Genomic DNA, 16,940 nt, shown 5'->3' on the forward strand with positions numbered 1-16,940 from the left:
CTTTTTTAATTACTCTGCATATAAATCTAAGTTTGACATGACTTTCTCCGGAGTCTGATATTTGGATTCAATAGTCTGGTTTTCTTGTACCATTCGAAGTCCATTCAGCAGAATCTTTTCGTCCTTGCCCAATCCGGAAGAGACAACATAGATATGCGGTAGTTCGGCAGCAACTTTTATTTCTCTAGCTTTTACTTTATTATCTTTTGTAATAACATATACATATTTTTTTTCAAGCTCCTCGAATGTCGCTTTTTGGGGGATCATAAGCGCATTGTTATAGGGCGATGTAATGACAATATTCCCCGTCTCGCCATAACGTAATAAGCCCTTTGGATTAGGAAAAGTCGCTCGGTAGGCAATATTTCCGGTTTCATTATTGAAGTCTGATTCGATGGTCTCGACAATCCCCTCATGACCGAATTCTTTTCCATTGGCCATGTTTAATCGTACATGCAGCGGGCTATTGTCTTTTTTTTCGTCCATTTGATTGAGGTATTCCACTTCGGGGACATTAAAATAAACCCACATCTTACTATTGTCGGACAATTCTGTGATCAACTCGCCCTCATCGACAAGACTTCCTTTACGGACATGAAGCTTACCCACGATTCCTGAGAATGGCGCTACGATGTCCGTAAATTTGAGATGCGTATTCATAGCGGCTAACTCAGCTTTGGCTTTTTCATATTTTGCTTTTGCCATTTCAGTTTCTTGCGGCGCTACAATATCTTTTTCAGATAGATTTTTGGTATTCTGATATTCGATTTCAGCATATTTTACCTCGGCTTTGGCGCGATTGACATCGGACTCATAAAGGTTGGGCATGATTTTAAAGAGGGGTTGTCCCTTTTGTACAAATTGACCCTCGTCGACAAATATCGATTGAATGTAACCTTTCTCCTGCGCGCGGAGTTCAATATGGTTAATGGAACGGATTTGAGCCACATATTCTTTATGAACGATGGTGTCTTTGACTAAAGGGGTGGTAACGTTGAAAACTGCAGCTTCTTTTTTCTCTTTTTTTTCTGACTGGCAGCTTGTCGATAGAATAATAAGGCACAGGCTTGTATACATGAAGGTTCTCATGAACATGATGATAGTTTTTAATTATTTTCGAAAAATTGAACAATAGTGTGACATGCTTTCAGGTGATTTTGAAAGCTATTTTTATGTTTTTTAAGAAAGTATTAAAAAATCACAGCCTGAATACACTGTAATGGATATATAGTGCGTTTTTGCGGAGAGTAAAAGGTGTTGTATTTGCAAGCGAAACCGCGGTGAGCGTATTGTGAAATTGAGGGAGGAAATCGTTTAATATATTGCCAAAACTGTCTCCTGTGAGTGCGAATAAATTTGGGCTATTGGAATCGTTTCCTGTGTCGTCGTTTTCATTTTCATTTTCTGAAAAGTAAGCTCTTAATTTTTCGTGCCGATGACGTTTAGTTTTGCGAATGACTTTGGTTCCAAAACCTCCGCTTTCTACCTGATAACTGTGGTGATTGGCAGCATGCAGATGGAAGGCAGGTGAATATTTTGGTGTGGAAATAGCATACCAGCCAAAACTGATAAGTATTGCGTAAAATACGCTGAACACATATTGATGGAATTTTCCTTGCATCGCTGGAAGCAAATGTAATTAAACTTTAAAAATGATACAAGTGATTTTGGTATGCAAATTTTAAAGTTTAAGCGAATTGTTACAAAGTGTTTAAATCGTATGCTAACTGGTTTAAAACGGCTTATTTTCGAAACAGCTCATTTGATGATTTATTAAAAATCTGATGTCCTTTTATATGATCTTAATCCTTTCGATTTGAATTATTGTATTCGTATTTTTGACTAGTTTTTATCACCTGTTGGCTAAGATAACAACATGGTGCGCCTTTGGCTAATGCTGATGACGGACAACGTTTTGTAAATCCCATTCAGAGGCATGTGGGTAAAATGAAGGATAATGTAGGACATAAAGTTTAATTCAAATGTTTAGACACCAAGGAAGAGGAAGGAATTACATCCACAATTTGAAGTTAGCCTCTATTTTATCCTGTGTTGCAGGGTTGGTTAATATTACAGGAGTTCTTTCACTTAACACGTTGACCACAAATGTCACAGGGCACTTTGCTTTTTTTTCTGAGCAATTGATTTTGACGAATTATAAAATGGCCTTGATTTATCTATGGTATATCGGCTTCTTCTTATTAGGGGCTTCCGTTTCAGGTTTTATTGTTGAATTGGCCGCAAAAAAGAAATCCCATAATGCCTATATCATCCCAATTTGTATAGAATCCATTATTTTGATTTCTGCAGGACTTCTCCCAGTTTTCATCCAAATAGAACCATCGTTTATAACGGTCATTTCATTCGCCCTGCTTTTTGCGATGGGACTTCAAAATGCCTTGGTAACGAAAGTCTCCAAGTCCGTTGTCAGAACGACACATTTGACCGGATTGTTTACTGATTTGGGCATCGAAATTTCACAGCTGTTTTTTTATAAAGAAGCTGGTGAACGAGTGAAACTACACAGAAGTATTTTTCTTAAACTAATGATTATTTCAGGTTTTTTTATTGGAGGGATAGTCGGAGGTTTTATGTTTCAATTTTTTAAACTGCAAACATTATTACTACCAGCAGTAATGCTTTTGTTTGCTTTGTGGTACGATCATATACTGCTTCAGTTTTATCATCTCAAACGAAGTCTAAGGCACGATGAATAGCTTCGATTAATCGAAGTTTGCTGCAATCCGGTCATTATCTTTTGAGCCATTGGTGTTTTGGCAGTATCTTTGTGTCTCGTCGTTAAACGATATTGAGTTTTACTGTGAACGATATGAAAATAACACTAACGACCCTTCCATTTTTACTATTTAGTTTCCTCTTTTTGGTTGGATGCAACAATAACCAACCGATCAGAATGATTGATAAAGATGGAAATACGCATTTATTGACAAGGGAAGGTGATCGAAAAAGTGAATTAGGACTAGAGCGCATTATTGCACGTGGTAACGACACCGTAATCACAATTGATGGTACAGGTCGTAAAATGATCTGGACAGCTTCCGATGTAACTAATATAGACACAACAAAGATTCAATACTATCTCAAAAAGAGAAATGGAAACAGTGTCCATATTTATACGCCGGTCGATGTCAATCAAAATTTTATACATGCGGAGGATAGTCAAAATGTTCTGTCAGATCCTTATGATGATAAAGAAGAGAAAAAATCGCTACTATAGCTTTTTATGTAAACAGCTTAATTTGATTAAAAAGAAATCCTAGTATACATGCTAGGATTTCTTTTTAGGGACTTTGGCGCCTTCCTTCCGGGCTTCGGATAAGCCAATAGCAACAGCCTGTTTTTTGGAGGTCACTTTTTTTCCACTGCCGGATTTCAATTTTCCTTCCTTCATTTCATGCATCGTCTTTTCAACTTTTTCGGATGCTTTTTCTGAATATTTTGCCATAAGAGTGTTTTATTTAATAGTCATTTAACACTTATTGCAAAAAGAACAGCAGTTTAAGTCGAATCGTTTGGATATTTTTAATCCTACTCATTCAATTCATTTCCCGCTTTAATCACGGCTTTGTTTGCCGCTTTAATTTTCTCAAGATCCATTTTTTGTATTTTACGGTCGTAAGTCAATAGTCCATTGACTTCGTGTTCGACATCGGTCGTTTGCGTATAAATTGCGACGCTAAGACCTTTGTATCGGAGCAATTGCTCGATATTATCCATGAGGAATATATAGCGGTCTGTAAGGGCACCTATCGTGGGCTCGTAGGCATAGGCATTATTTTCGACAGGCCACATATGACCACGGACAAATAGACCTACACCGCCAAATTCACCAAGCGAGGCTGCTCTTTTCTCGTCGGGTTGGGAAGCACCTTGAGGACCAACGTATATATGCGTATCAACAAAATCACCATTTCCAGGGTCGCCATAGGCTTTTTGATAGGACGGATTGTTATTAAATCCCGAGTTCCCGTTTACTAATCGAGAAGGGTCGTATTGTTTGGTCCACGCTGTAATATTGCGTACATCGAAGGCACCCCAATTCTCGTTAAACGGAACCCAGGCGATGATGGATGGCGAATTGTAGTGGTCGTCAATGATGGCTTTGTATTCATCACGGAAAGCTTTTCGATAAATCGTTGTATCTTCTTCCGGATACCAGAGGCAGGGCATATCCTGCCACACGAGCAGCCCCATTTTATCTGCCCAGTAATAGAACCGCTGAGGCTCAGTTTTCATATGCTTACGTATGAGATTATACCCAGCTTTTTTTGTGAATTCGATATCATATTTGAGGGCCTCTTCGGTAGGAGCTGTTAAAATTCCGTCAGGCCAGTATCCTTGATCTAGCAAACCAAGCTGCATAACAAATTTGTTATTCAATAAAGGCCTTACAATTCCGTTTACCTGACCAAGTTTAATATCACGCATGCCAAAATAGCTCTTAACTTCATCGACAATTTCTCCATTCTTGCCGTGGATACTTAATTTTAAATCATATAAAAAGGGCGAGTCAGGAGACCAAAGTTGAGGATTATCTATCGGAATACTAGACGGAATACCGGCTTGTAGTACCGTTTTTGAGATTTCTTTCCCGCCTACCGAAACGATGGCTGTAACTTTTGACTTTTGGGAAGTATTGACCTGTAGTTTTAGCTGACTTTCGGCTACTTTAGGCAACAATTTGATCCCCTGTATATGGCATTTATTTACTGGTTCAATCCATACCGTTTGCCATATTCCAGAGGAAAAAGTATAGTCACCGCGAGGTCCATTTTTGCCCGAAGGGTATTTACCGTCATTCTTATCGTGGGCAGCTACGACAATATTATTGGTGCCAGGCTTTAGAAACTCAGTGATATTGATCCAAAAGGAATCGTAACCACCTGAATGATTACCTGCCTTTTTTCCATTTACAAATACGGTCGCATCGTGATCCACTGCACCAAAGTGAAGGATAATATCTTTCTCTTTCCAATGTTTAGGTAGTTCGAAATTCCTGTGGTACCAAAGGTTGATTTCTTGCTTGCGCTGTATTCCCGATAAATAGGATTCTGGGCAATAGGGGACAAGAATACTTTCCTGACTCTTATCAAAAGAAATCGGCATCACAGGGTTCAGCGCATTTGGAGCATCCTTACCTCCGATATAATCCCATTTACCATTTAGACATAGCCAGTCGTTCCTTTCCATTTGAGGACGGGGATATTCGGAAAGTGGAATCTGTGTTTTCTGGGCTGTTTCGGTCCATGGGGTAGAAAGCTGGGGATATTGTGCCAAAGCATTCATCCAATTGAAAAACGATAGTACTAGCGCAAAAATTGAGGTTTGGGTTTTTATCATGGTATACTTAATTGGTAATTCTATAGTGAATATAAGTATACTAAAATGATTTAGTACATTATCAAAGAAATGTTACTAGTGGGGCTTTCGATATAGGGGTAGGTTGGTTCAAAAAAGAAATAGCTGTTGGATTAGACAAAACGATAGGAGCTGCCTTTTTGGGCAGCTCCTGTATACTGCTTATTACCAGATTTTGATACGTTCTTCTGGAGACTTGTAGAGTTTGTCGCCCTGTTTAATGTCAAATGCTTTGTAAAAAGCATCCACATTGATCAGTGGAGCAAAACTTCTGAAATATCCAGGGGAGTGTGGATCAGTCTTAACTTGGTTGATCATATATTTTTCACTGGATAGAGTTCTCCATACAGTTGCCCAACTGAGGAAAAATCGCTGATCTTGCGTATATCCACTTATTTCACCTGGATTTCCCTTATCTTTTAAATACATTTGAAGGGCATCATAGGCGATGTTGACCCCGCCTAAATCTGCAATATTTTCGCCGTTTGTAAAGGTTCCGTTAACGAACGTACCTTTTACAGGTTCATATTTATCGTATTGGGCAGCCAGTGTTTTTGTTGCTTTTTCGAAATTTGCTTTATCTTCAGGTGTCCACCAGTCTACCAAGTTTCCGTCCGCATCAAATTGCGCTCCCGAATCGTCAAATCCATGGCTCATTTCATGGCCAATCACAGCTCCTATACCACCGAAATTGACCGCTGCATCAGCTTGTGCGTTGAAAAATGGGGGTTGCAGAATAGCAGCTGGAAACACAATCTCATTGTTCACCGGATTGTAGTAGGCGTTTACTGTTTGCGGAGTCATGCCCCATTCTGATTTATCAACCGCTTTTCCAATTTTAGCCAGATCCTTTTCATATCGCCAAGTGGTAATATGTTGAAGGTTAGTATACAGATTACCACCTTTGTTTTCGGATAGAATATTTAATTTAGAATAATCTTTCCACTTGTCCGGATAGGCGACTTTTACGGTAAATTTGTTGAGTTTGTCAAGCGCTTTGCCTTTTGTGACGGAAGACATCCAAGTCAAATCGTTGATATGGACAGCAAAGCTTTTCTTTAGGTAGTCGATTAATTCGACCATTTGCGCTTTAGCTTCTGCTGGAAAATATTTATCCACATAAAGTTTTCCAAAAGCCTCGCCCAATGTAGAATTGATCAGTTCAAATCCTCTTTTATTTAATGCGCGTTGTTCTTGTTGACCTCTTAAATATTTGCCATAAAAAGCAAAGCGCATATCGCCTAATTTTTCACTTAAATAAGAAGCACTGCCATTGATCATATGGAATTTTAAGTAATCCTTGATGATAGGAAGGTTTTGAGCATTGACCAACTTGTCGAAGTTTTTGTAATAACCTAACTCTCCAATAATTACTTTTTCGGTGTTGACACCTACTTTTTTAAGGTACTCAGGTAGATTGACATTTTTAACCAATGCTGTTAGTTCATCCATAGTCTGCGGGTTGTACTGCAGCGTATTATCTCGGCTCTGTTCATTGGTCAAGTAGGTTTTTGCAATACTTTTTTCGTAGTCAACGATGCCTTTTGCGGCAGCATCACTATTTTTATAGCCCAATTCTTTTAACATTGAAGCTACATATTTTTGGTATTCTGCAATAGCTTCTGTATTTTTTTCATTCTCTTTTTGATAATAATCTCTTCCTAATCCTAAAGTCGCATCGCCTAAATAGACCGCATTCATTTTAGAATCTTTCAAGTCAGCGTACACGCCCCAACCATAAAAGTTATTTTCACCTTCTTTTGTTACCGATATTAAATAATTCTGAAGATCTTTTACGTTTTTGATGGCGTCGATTTTGCTTAAATTCGCCTGAATAGGCTTAATACCTTCGGCATTTCTTTTCTGCAAGTTCATATAGGAAGCATACAAATCTTGTATTTTTTGGCCCTCACTGCCTTCCGGAAATTTATCTTTTAATAAAGAGTTGAGAATTTTCATTGAATTGTTATCCGTATCTTCTGCCAATTTATTGAAGCTTCCCCAAGTGGGTTTGTCGGAAGGGATTTTAGCGGTTTTCATCCAGGTCCCGCTCACATAATTGTAAAAGTCATCTTGTGGACGTACGGATTTGTCCATTAAGCTCAAATCAAGACCTTTGTCGGAATTTGTATCTCCTGTTTGCGCTTCCGCATGCTGAGTGTAGATTCCAGCCAAGAAAATTAGGGCAAATGTTAGTTTTTTCATTGTTTTTTAACGTTGTATGATTTCAATAATTCAATCTGGAGATACGCACAAAATACGAATAAAATAGGGTATATTATTTGCTTCGAATAATGCAAGTTGTATCAATCCTATCATTAATAATGAGCTGCGATTTTTTAAGCTAAAAAATCGACGACACAAATGACGGTAAATTCTAATTCAGCAGCAAGTAAATTTGATCATTATCGCTAATTTTACAAAACATAAGGCAACGAAAAGCAGTTTTTTTTAATGCCAAACGATAGCGAAGCGATGTTTGGCACATTCACCGCTGAACGGATTTGTCTCACAACAAAAGGATGGCAGATTAAAATTAGTTGGCAAGAAGATTTTGTCGACTGCTCATAAAATATTATATTTTAGTAATTTTAAAATTAAGAAACATAAATAGAAATGTCGTTAATAAATTTATCAAGACGCGTGGCGTTGGGAATAGATATTGGGGGGACCAATACGAAGTTTGGCGTGGTCAATCATCGCGGTGAGGTGCTTGAAAAGGGAAGCATAAAAACAGATGATTATGAGACAGTAGAAGAGTTTATTGATGCGCTGTATGAAAAAGCACTTCCTTTAATTGAAAATTTCGGTGGCAAAGACAGTTTCGATGGAATTGGAGTTGGCGCCCCAGATGCAAATTATTATACTGGAACAATAGATCATGCGCCCAATCTTCCGTGGAAAGGCGTCATTCATTTCAGCGATTTAATGACTACCAAATTTAGTATTCCTTGTACCATCACTAACGATGCCAATGCGGCGGCTTATGGTGAGATGCTTTTTGGTGCAGCTCGAGGAATGAAAGATTTTATTATGATCACCTTGGGGACGGGTGTCGGAAGCGGTATTGTGGCTGGAGGAAAGCTTATTTATGGGCATGACGGATTTGCGGGGGAGTTAGGTCACACGATCGTGAAACCCGGGGGGAGAAAACATTGGAGCACAGGTTCTGAGGGGAGTTTAGAAGCTTATGCTTCCGCTACGGGAATAACCATTACGGCAAAGAAAATGCGGGCTGAGTTTCCCGAATCGATGTTAAATCAATATCCTGAAGATGCTATAAATTCCAAAACCGTCCATGAATGCGCGTTGAAGGGTGACGCAATTGCCATCGAAGTATTCCGATATACAGGGCAGAAGCTTGGTGAGGCGTTGGCTAATTTCGTGATGTTTTCATCTCCTGAAGCAATTCTTTTATTTGGCGGTGTCATTAAAGCCGGAGATTTTATATTGAAGCCCGCTAAATTGCATATGGAAAGAAATCTTTTTCCTTTGTTTAGGAATAAAGTGAAACTTGTCTTTAGTGAATTGGAAGAAGCCGATGCAGCAATTCTAGGGGCCAGTGCATTGGTTTGGGAAAAATAAGCATTCCTTTCACTTGCGCCATAGACTATAATTATCTTTTTACTGGCTAAAGGCATAGTCTTTGCGGATGGATTGTTTTAAACTCACAAATTATATGAAAAAGATCGTATTTCTTTCCCTGTTGCTATGCGCAGCTTTATTTTCGAAAGCAGACCAATTGCAGGCCTTAACACAGAAGCAGGCTGAAGCCGCTGTTGTTTACCTAAAGAAAGAGCCTGTTATTATTTTGTGGTGCAGCTGCTGCGACAATCAAATTCCCAAAAAGATTTCGGTAAATGAAGTTTTTTATAAGAAATATTCGGACGGAAAATATTATTCTGTTATCGTGAAAGGCCGAGATGAAAGTGGGATGGAAGTAGAAGAATATGTGGATTTGGCCTATGTATTTGTAAAAAAAGGTAAAAAAGCCAAAAGTTTAGGGAAGGTCTTAAAATTTGAATGCGATCCTTGTACCAAACCATTCGAATGGTCTGCCTAATTGATGGAGCGAAGAGGGCATTCTAAAAAAAAATCCCGAGCGTTACGTTCGGGATTTTTTTTGTGCGGAAGAAGGGACTCGAACCCCCACGCCTCGCGGCGCCAGATCCTAAGTCTGGTGCGGCTACCAATTACGCCACTTCCGCATTAGGATTTCTTATGGGACAAATATAGAAACGAAAGTATGATATTGCAAGTATGGAAGATATATTCTGTGCTTTAAATACGGATCATCCTGTTTATGAACAGAATATTTTTCACCATAATGCTTATTTTTTTTATCATCGAGTTTTTAAGTAACCTTTTCAGGCCATTTCTCCATTAAAATACGTACTGATTGATGAAAATCTTATTGGATAAGCAATGTTTAAAAAATTATAGTTATCATAAAGTCCTTTGCGCAAGCATTTGTTCTCCGAAGCAGCATGATACGTATTTATACTTGTTTAACAGGGACTTTAACTTATTTTATTTTAGCTCTTTTTTTTTTCAATTTTTAATGTTCATCTTTAGTCTATTATAAGCATAAAATTTGAGTCCATTACACAATCTTTCTGAAGAGACATTAATTCTTTTATTAAAAAAGAAGAATCAACAGGCTTTTAGTTATCTTTATGATCACTATGCCGATGCACTCTATGGGGTGGTTTGTCGTATCGTTATATCAACTGAGCATGCAGAAGAAGTAATACAAGACGTCTTCGTCAAAATTTGGCGGTATATCGATGTCTTTGATGAGTCGAAAGGCCGTCTTTATACCTGGATGATTAACATCGCTCGTAATACCGCACTCGATCATCGAAAATCAAAAGCGATTATTAACGAGCAGAAAAACCAACCACTTTCAAATATCGTAAATAGGGAAGAAGAACAGGATCAAAGTCAGGGTGGGCTACATATAAAATCAGATTTTATTGGTTTTAGTACTATTTTAGATAAATTAAAGCCTGAATGGCGTATCTTGATTGAAATGGCTTACTATGAAGGTTATACACAACAAGAGATTGCTGAACAACTTGATGTTCCGCTTGGTACGGTAAAAACCCGTACCAGAGCAGCATTTATACAGTTACAACAACTACTAAAAGAGTACCGTTAATTTTGGACATTAAAGCATACATATCATCGGGGATTATTGAATCGTACGTTTTGGGGCTCGCATCCGAAGAGGAAGTCAGTATCTTAAACTGTATTCGAAAAAATAATATCGAAGTGGAGCAGGCCATTGCAGACGCAGAGGTAGCACTCGAAGCGCTGGCCGATAACCAAGCGATTGAAATGCCTATGCAGTTGAAACAAAATATTTGGAATAGGCTCGTTACTGAAAATCTAGTACCAAGCGAAGGTGAGGAAGTGACCGAAACACAATCGGATTCTTCGGCCGTCCCTCATGAAGTGGTTGTTATGAATGCCGATAGTAAAGTATTTGTCAAACGATCTTACACGTGGGCCATTGCAGCAAGCGTATTGCTCGCTGCTAGTATTGGTACAAATATATTCTTATATCAACTTAAACAAGAGTCAGTCAATAAATTGAATCAGACAGCGATCTTATTTGATGCCCAACAAGACCAGCTTGCGATATTGCAAGATAAATGGGCACTTGTTGAAAATCCTACGATTAAGACAATCCCTCTTAAGGGAGTAGAGAATAAAGTGGATTATCGGGCCTTGGTATTTTGGGATCAGTCATCAAAGACGGTCTATCTGAGCATTGATCATCTCCCTCCGGCACCCAAAGGAAAGCAATATCAGTTGTGGGCAATGGTTGATGGTAAGCCCATTAGTGCAGGAGTTTTCCCACTCGACGTAAAGGCAGATATCGCAAGTAAGATGCTGGACATTCCAAATGCCCAGGCTTTTGCTATTACACTGGAGGATGAAGGTGGAAAAGACGTGCCTACACTCAGTGCATTATGTGTGATGGGTACTATATAAGAAATAATCCTGGGCAATAACTTATTGACCACACCACTATTATTGCTGATAAAAATCTAAGCTTTTTTGATTGAATGCGCGGTTCCGTGCGCACAGTATTAGTAGATTTCAGCTGATAAATTACAATAAATTCATTGCATGAGTTAGTTTTAGTTTATCTTTAATAAAAACTTTTTTAAAGTAGCGATGTTCATGTCTATATTTACAATGCTATTCTGTTGGTCTGCCTGTTTGTATAGAGCATAGTAAGCTAAATTAAAATCTATGTGGGCGGAAAAGGATGATTGAACCAAGCTATACCTGAGGACCTATAAATGCGTAGAAGAAATAATTGATAACAAATACGGGCTTTTGAATGAATGCTAAATTATCTCCCGCAAACGAATCAGATCGAATACGTGTTTTGCACGAATACGAAATTCTAAATACAGCACCAGAGGAAGAATTCGACCGTATAACTAAAATTGCATCGCTTGTATGTGGTACGCCTATTTCACTGATTTCATTGGTTGATAAAGATAAGCAATGGTTTAAATCGCGCGTAGGCCTGGATACCGAAGAAACAAAAAGAGAGGTTTCGTTTTGCCAGTACACACTGCACGAAGATCAATTAATGGAAGTGGAAGATGCCGAAAAAGACGAGCGTTTCAAATCCAATGAATTGGTCACTTTAGAACCAAATATCCGTTTTTACGCAGGCTTACCACTAATTGATCCCAATGGTTATGCATTAGGTGCGCTGTGTGTTATCGATCGTGTTCCTAGGCATCTCGATCAATATCAAAAGGAAATCTTAAGACTTCTGCGAGATGAAGTCGTCACACTGATCGTCAATAGAAAAGAAAAAGAAAAGTATAAGGAAAGTGAACAGAAGCTGAAAGCATTTTTCGAAAACTCTCAAGGACTGATGTGTACACACGATCTGAATGGTAATTTCATAACCGTGAATGATGCGGGTGCCAGAATCCTGGGCTATACAAAAGATGAGATTCAGTCAAGATCGCTTTTTGATATTGTTCCCCAGGAGGGACATCAAAATTTACAAGATTACCTATCCGTAATTGTTCAACAAGGAATTATTAAAGGGGAAATGCGTACCGTTACACGTTCGGGCGAGATGCGTATTTGGATGTTCAATAATATTCTACAAAACAATACGAACAAAGTCCCCTACGTGATTGGAAATGCAGTGGATATTACTGAGCAGCATTTTCTGGAAAAGAAACTTAAACATGCACAGGCAACTTTGATGCGGACTGGAAGGGTGGCCAGGATTGGTGGTTGGGAGTATACACCTACTGATGGAAAGATTGTATGGTCGGAAATTACCAGAGAGATTCATGAAGTACCTGACGCATATGAACCAAACTTAACAACGGCACTGAACTTCTATAAAGAAGGGGAATCTAGGAATAAAATACGACTTGCAATTGAACATACACTCACGACAGGAGAGCCTTGGGATTTGGAACTCGAAATTGTCACATTCACGGGGCATGACCTTTGGATACGTGCGTTGGGAAATGCTGATTTTGAAAATGGGCATTGTGTTCGTTTATTTGGTACTTTTCAGGATATTGACAAACGTAAACGCATAGAAGCAGAATCTTCGCATTCCAAAAAAATGCTGACAGAAGTGTTAGATGCTACCTCCGCGGTCGCTATTATAGCAACGGATAAAACTGGCTTAATTACATTGTTTAACACAGGTGCCGAAAACCTTTTGGGATACAGCAGTGAAGAAGTCATTGGTAGATTAGGTCTTGCACATTTTCATTTAAAAGAGGAACTCGTTTTGCGGGCTAAAGAAATGGAGGTTGAATTGGGGCACGCAGTAGATGAATTTCGTCTTTTTGCAGATACGGCTGAATTACATGGCGCTGAACAACGAGAGTGGACCTATTGTAGAAAAGATGGAAGTAGGTTACATGTTTCGCTCGCTGTTACTTACATAAGGGATATAAACGAAGATGTCATTGGTTACCTTGCCATCGCCACAGATATAAGTAGAATCATTTATCAACGTGAGGAGCTTGAAAAGGCTAAAATAGTTGCAGAGCAAGCTAATGTAGCAAAAACTCAATTTTTGACGAACATGAGCCATGAACTTCGCACGCCTCTAAACGGAATTGTTGGCTTTACCGATTTACTGCTCGGAACAGCACTTGAGGAGACGCAAAGGGAGTACCTCACGATCGTGGATCAATCTGCTAATTTATTGCTTGGAATTGTCACAGATATCCTAGACTTTTCCAAAATTGAAGCAGGCAAATTGGAACTGGATGTCGAACAGACTGATCTTTACGAATTAGTTATTCAATTGACAAACTTTCTTAACATACAGCTCAAAGCCAAAAGACTAGAGTTTTATTTGAATATCGCTCCCAATGTACCCAAATACATCTGGGTTGATGCGCTGCGTATCAAGCAAGTATTAATGAATTTACTGAGTAATGCGACTAAATTTACGGAGAAGGGCACCATTGAACTCAGTATTTCAGTCGTATCAGAAGGTCCTGACCAAGCTGTGTTGTGTTTCAGCGTAAAAGATACAGGTATAGGTATCAAACAAGAGAAATTGGAAAAGATATTTGAAGCTTTTTCGCAAGAAGATAACTCGATGACTAAACGCTATGGCGGGACTGGTTTGGGACTGACCATATCGAATAAATTGCTTCATATGATGGACAGTGAATTGAAAGTGGAAAGCATTTTCGATGCAGGAAGCCGATTCTTTTTCAATATCGAAGTACCTGCTATTTGGGAAACGGAAGAATTGGCAGGACTGGGAGAAATAAAGGATGTGCTTATTGTTGCTGAGGAAGCGTATGAACGAAATGATTTGGCCCGGATGCTGTCTTTGAAAAAGATTAATACAACGCAAGCAAAAACAGGATTTGAAGTAGTACAAATGTTGAAGGGGGGGCGCCGTTTTGATGCTATTTTGATTGATAATCAATTGCCCATTATGAGTGGTATTGAAACCATACAGCATATTCTCGAAAAAAAATACAATAACAATTTTGAGCAGCATATTATTCCTGTTTTTAGTGCTTACGAACACAATATAGCGCAGCTTTGTCAGCCTCTTGACATAACGTGTTGGTTAGTGAAACCTGTGACGCAGGAAGCCCTTTATGCGGCCTTAGTAAAAAGTATATTTCCTAGAGTTGATTAACTTTTTGATTATCAGTATTTCATATTTTTTAGTGGCCTAGTGTCCTACATATGCTTTTGTATTTAAAATAGTCTTTAACCAGGATAAAATATCAATAATAGCTATTGATATTCAAAAATGCGATTTGTTATCTTCCATGAATCAAGAGTACTGCAATTATCGCAAGTTTCGGATTTTTTAGGGTTATCTTTTGATATAGTTTTGTGTAAACTAATAAATATTACACGATGCAAGTTTTTAAAGATAAAATCATCTTGGTTACAGGAGCCAATAGAGGAATAGGTAAATCACTGGTGAGTGCACTGCTTAATCATGGAGCAGGAAAGATATATGCCACCTGCAGAAATTTGAAATCGATGCCGTTATTCGATGATGATCGAATAGTGCCTTTACAACTGGACATTACGGACGATGAACAAATAGCGGAGATTGCAAATGCAGCTCTCGATACAGAAATTCTGATCAATAACGCCGGGACCTTAAATCCAGGAAACATGCTACATGGAGAACTTTTGGGCATGGAAAATGATCTAGAGGTGAATTATTTTGGGACAATAAAAATGATGCGTGCATTTGCTCCAATTCTCATAACGAATGGAGCGTCTATTATGATTAATATCGTTTCCATTGCGGCATATTCTCCGTTACCCTCAATTGCTGGTTATGCGGCGTCAAAAGCAGCCCTCTATTCGGCTACACTATCCGTTCGCATCGAATTGGCTAAAGATGGTGTAGCCGTGTATGCGGTGAACCCTGGAGCTATAGATACTGATATGAACAAAGGAAGCGATTGGGAGATGCCAGATCCAGATACTACAGCGGTGAAAATATTGGAATATGTATCCGCTGGAAAATTGGACATCGTTCCGGATGATATGGGGCAAGGTATGTATGCCGCATGGAGAGAAGATCCTGAGAAACTGTCAAAAATATTTTCGGATCTTTATTACATGGAAAAATAATTGTGTATAAACCGTTCGGCGCTTGTACGCTTCTGTATAGTATCGAATAGGTGGCAGGGGTCAAAAAATAAGCTATTCACAGCGAGTATCAGGCTACAATCGGCACAATCTCTTAGGCAAAATAATCGCTGTGAATGCGTTTAACACCAAATTTGACTATTATTCTTTTGATTGTAGGTAGGGGAGGCGATAGTGTTCATCAAATCTTTTTTTGTCATCCCTATAGCTGCTAACTGCTCCTAGTTTATGCATTATTTTAATATAACACCACGCAAGATCAATTTGGTATGGTTTGAAACCACTACGTGCACTCTTGGGGTATAGATGATGGTTATTGTGCCATTCACCTGCTACAATGCCTGGCCATAATTGATTTATGGATTTGTCCTTCTCATTGAAATCGATGCCTTCCCGTTGTTTGTCTTCGCCTTTTGCATGGCCTTCATAGTTGAAGGTTCGGACGCCGACAGCCCAGAAGCCAGCCGCGCCAAAGAGTGTGCAAGCAAGGGCATGACCACCAATCAGATAGAACATGGCATACCAAAAGGCCCAATTAAGTATCCATGACCACACGGCGTGAGATGGATTGACATATGATCCCCATTTTTTATATTGTGCATAGCTATTGGCTGTAACACCTGTGTGTCGCATAAGTAATTTCACCCGGTTATATGAATTTTCCGTCAGGTCCTTAGCAATAGGCTGATGATTTACATCGGCTAAGAAACAGTATAGAAAGCCAGCCTGTGCATTGTATGGATCGCCGGGTTTATCCGATTTGGCATGATGCACATGATGCGAAATCACATATATTTCTTCGGGAATTACATTGATAGTCAGATTCTGTGTGACAAAGCGCCAGAAACCGTTACGGAATTTAAATGCACCATGTGTGGCAAATCGATGATGCCATATCGTGCCATGGGTTCCCATAACAATCATACTATAGAGGAAGGCTGCCAATACTGTCCACCAACTGAAGTGGTATATCAAAAAGAGTATAAAAAACGGAATTAGGCAGGCTACTTTGAACCAGCTAAAAAAGGGTAGCCAATTTCGTTTATCCTTAAAAATATTGAGGCGTTTGAAGAATTCTTTGAAAATTTCTTTCTTGGTTGGCTTAACGAGGTTTCCATCGGCGTCTTTCCATCCGTAGGTAGGAACTTGCAGAACATGGTCTAAAAAGGGCATTTGTGGTTGATGTAAATTCTAATTTTTGTTAAAGTTACCATATTACATGGTTAAAAAGTGTTAATCTTAAAAGTTTAACATATCCTTAAGATGTATCATGGCGTAGTTCACTATAGTTGCATCGGTATTTTTGATTAAAGATCTGATAAATTGAAACGTCAACGTCTGGAATATAAACAGATGTTCCAATGTGGTAATTTTGCAAGTGTTTGTTTAACCTGTCGGCAAAA

The 16,940-nt window shown here is 38.8% G+C and carries 14 protein-coding genes and 1 tRNA gene; 8 read left to right on the forward strand and 7 right to left on the reverse strand.

Annotated elements, in window-relative coordinates:
* Positions 1–9: 9 nt before the first annotated feature.
* Together B2W36_RS21410 and B2W36_RS21415 are read right to left on the reverse strand one after the other, a co-directional pair.
* The gene (locus B2W36_RS21410) at positions 10–1,095 is read right to left on the reverse strand and encodes an efflux RND transporter periplasmic adaptor subunit (protein WP_293884798.1); all 1,086 of its coding nucleotides are present in this window, start codon (positions 1,093–1,095) and stop codon (positions 10–12) included.
* Positions 1,096–1,198: 103 nt separating this feature from the next.
* Positions 1,199–1,621 carry a hypothetical protein gene (locus B2W36_RS21415; RefSeq protein ID WP_293889501.1) on the reverse strand — a complete coding sequence of 141 codons (423 nt, stop codon included), beginning with the start codon at positions 1,619–1,621 and terminating at the stop codon, positions 1,199–1,201.
* A gap of 361 nt (positions 1,622–1,982) precedes the next feature.
* On the opposite strand from B2W36_RS21415, the gene B2W36_RS21420 reads away from it, so the two are divergent.
* Both B2W36_RS21420 and B2W36_RS21425 read left to right on the forward strand, forming a co-directional pair.
* Positions 1,983–2,717 carry a YoaK family protein gene (locus B2W36_RS21420; protein WP_293889502.1) on the forward strand — a complete coding sequence of 245 codons (735 nt, stop codon included), beginning with the start codon at positions 1,983–1,985 and terminating at the stop codon, positions 2,715–2,717.
* Positions 2,718–2,830: 113 nt separating this feature from the next.
* A complete protein-coding gene (locus B2W36_RS21425; RefSeq protein WP_293884801.1) occupies positions 2,831–3,238 on the forward strand; it encodes a hypothetical protein in 408 nt (135 codons plus the stop codon).
* A gap of 51 nt (positions 3,239–3,289) precedes the next feature.
* Here B2W36_RS21425 and B2W36_RS21430 read toward each other — a convergent pair whose 3' ends face one another.
* The 3 genes from B2W36_RS21430 to B2W36_RS21440 form a co-directional block, all read right to left on the reverse strand.
* Positions 3,290–3,466, reverse strand: coding sequence for a DUF6496 domain-containing protein (locus B2W36_RS21430; protein ID WP_209577976.1), 177 nt, complete (start codon positions 3,464–3,466; stop codon positions 3,290–3,292).
* Positions 3,467–3,549: 83 nt separating this feature from the next.
* Positions 3,550–5,361, reverse strand: a complete 1,812-nt coding sequence (locus B2W36_RS21435) for a glycoside hydrolase family 2 protein (protein WP_293889503.1) — start codon at positions 5,359–5,361, stop codon at positions 3,550–3,552.
* Positions 5,362–5,544: 183 nt separating this feature from the next.
* The gene (locus tag B2W36_RS21440; protein ID WP_293889504.1) at positions 5,545–7,584 is read right to left on the reverse strand and encodes a M13 family metallopeptidase; all 2,040 of its coding nucleotides are present in this window, start codon (positions 7,582–7,584) and stop codon (positions 5,545–5,547) included.
* Between the two features lie 411 nt (positions 7,585–7,995).
* Between B2W36_RS21440 and B2W36_RS21445 the strand changes: the two genes are divergently transcribed.
* Together B2W36_RS21445 and B2W36_RS21450 are read left to right on the forward strand one after the other, a co-directional pair.
* A complete protein-coding gene (locus B2W36_RS21445; protein ID WP_293889505.1) occupies positions 7,996–8,964 on the forward strand; it encodes an ROK family protein in 969 nt (322 codons plus the stop codon).
* Positions 8,965–9,058: 94 nt separating this feature from the next.
* Positions 9,059–9,442, forward strand: a complete 384-nt coding sequence (locus B2W36_RS21450; RefSeq protein ID WP_293889506.1) for a hypothetical protein — start codon at positions 9,059–9,061, stop codon at positions 9,440–9,442.
* Positions 9,443–9,505: 63 nt separating this feature from the next.
* Here B2W36_RS21450 and B2W36_RS21455 read toward each other — a convergent pair.
* A tRNA-Leu gene (locus B2W36_RS21455) sits at positions 9,506–9,587 on the reverse strand.
* A 386-nt stretch (positions 9,588–9,973) separates the two neighbouring features.
* Here B2W36_RS21455 and B2W36_RS21460 point away from each other — a divergent pair.
* From B2W36_RS21460 to B2W36_RS21475, 4 genes are all read left to right on the forward strand, one after another.
* Entirely contained in the window at positions 9,974–10,540 is a 567-nt protein-coding gene (locus B2W36_RS21460; protein WP_293889507.1) for an RNA polymerase sigma factor, read from the forward strand.
* A gap of 2 nt (positions 10,541–10,542) precedes the next feature.
* The gene (locus tag B2W36_RS21465) at positions 10,543–11,379 is read left to right on the forward strand and encodes an anti-sigma factor (protein WP_293889508.1); all 837 of its coding nucleotides are present in this window, start codon (positions 10,543–10,545) and stop codon (positions 11,377–11,379) included.
* A gap of 355 nt (positions 11,380–11,734) precedes the next feature.
* Positions 11,735–14,557: a PAS domain S-box protein gene (locus tag B2W36_RS21470; protein WP_293889509.1), complete on the forward strand. Its 2,823-nt coding sequence runs from the start codon at positions 11,735–11,737 to the stop codon at positions 14,555–14,557.
* A 227-nt stretch (positions 14,558–14,784) separates the two neighbouring features.
* Positions 14,785–15,519 carry an SDR family oxidoreductase gene (locus B2W36_RS21475; RefSeq protein ID WP_293884808.1) on the forward strand — a complete coding sequence of 245 codons (735 nt, stop codon included), beginning with the start codon at positions 14,785–14,787 and terminating at the stop codon, positions 15,517–15,519.
* Between the two features lie 159 nt (positions 15,520–15,678).
* Here the strand turns inward: B2W36_RS21475 and B2W36_RS21480 are convergent, their stop codons facing one another.
* Entirely contained in the window at positions 15,679–16,710 is a 1,032-nt protein-coding gene (locus tag B2W36_RS21480; protein WP_293884809.1) for a fatty acid desaturase, read from the reverse strand.
* Positions 16,711–16,940: the final 230 nt, after the last annotated feature.

It is taken from the genome of Sphingobacterium sp. UBA3549, from assembly GCF_002376635.1.
GTDB lineage: Bacteria > Bacteroidota > Bacteroidia > Sphingobacteriales > Sphingobacteriaceae > Sphingobacterium.

Excerpts from the sequence above, each read along its gene's own strand:
- B2W36_RS21435 (WP_293889503.1), bottom strand. The coding sequence starts at position 5,361 with ATGATAAAAACCCAAACCTCAATTTTTGCGCTAGTACTATCGTTTTTC.
- B2W36_RS21415 (WP_293889501.1), bottom strand. The coding sequence starts at position 1,621 with ATGCAAGGAAAATTCCATCAATATGTGTTCAGCGTATTTTACGCAATA.
- B2W36_RS21445 (WP_293889505.1), top strand. The coding sequence starts at position 7,996 with ATGTCGTTAATAAATTTATCAAGACGCGTGGCGTTGGGAATAGATATT.
- B2W36_RS21430 (WP_209577976.1), bottom strand. The coding sequence starts at position 3,466 with ATGGCAAAATATTCAGAAAAAGCATCCGAAAAAGTTGAAAAGACGATG.
- B2W36_RS21440 (WP_293889504.1), bottom strand. The coding sequence starts at position 7,584 with ATGAAAAAACTAACATTTGCCCTAATTTTCTTGGCTGGAATCTACACT.
- B2W36_RS21425 (WP_293884801.1), top strand. The coding sequence starts at position 2,831 with ATGAAAATAACACTAACGACCCTTCCATTTTTACTATTTAGTTTCCTC.
- B2W36_RS21470 (WP_293889509.1), top strand. The coding sequence starts at position 11,735 with ATGAATGCTAAATTATCTCCCGCAAACGAATCAGATCGAATACGTGTT.
- B2W36_RS21410 (WP_293884798.1), bottom strand. The coding sequence starts at position 1,095 with ATGTTCATGAGAACCTTCATGTATACAAGCCTGTGCCTTATTATTCTA.
- B2W36_RS21420 (WP_293889502.1), top strand. The coding sequence starts at position 1,983 with ATGTTTAGACACCAAGGAAGAGGAAGGAATTACATCCACAATTTGAAG.
- B2W36_RS21480 (WP_293884809.1), bottom strand. The coding sequence starts at position 16,710 with ATGCCCTTTTTAGACCATGTTCTGCAAGTTCCTACCTACGGATGGAAA.
- B2W36_RS21450 (WP_293889506.1), top strand. The coding sequence starts at position 9,059 with ATGAAAAAGATCGTATTTCTTTCCCTGTTGCTATGCGCAGCTTTATTT.
- B2W36_RS21475 (WP_293884808.1), top strand. The coding sequence starts at position 14,785 with ATGCAAGTTTTTAAAGATAAAATCATCTTGGTTACAGGAGCCAATAGA.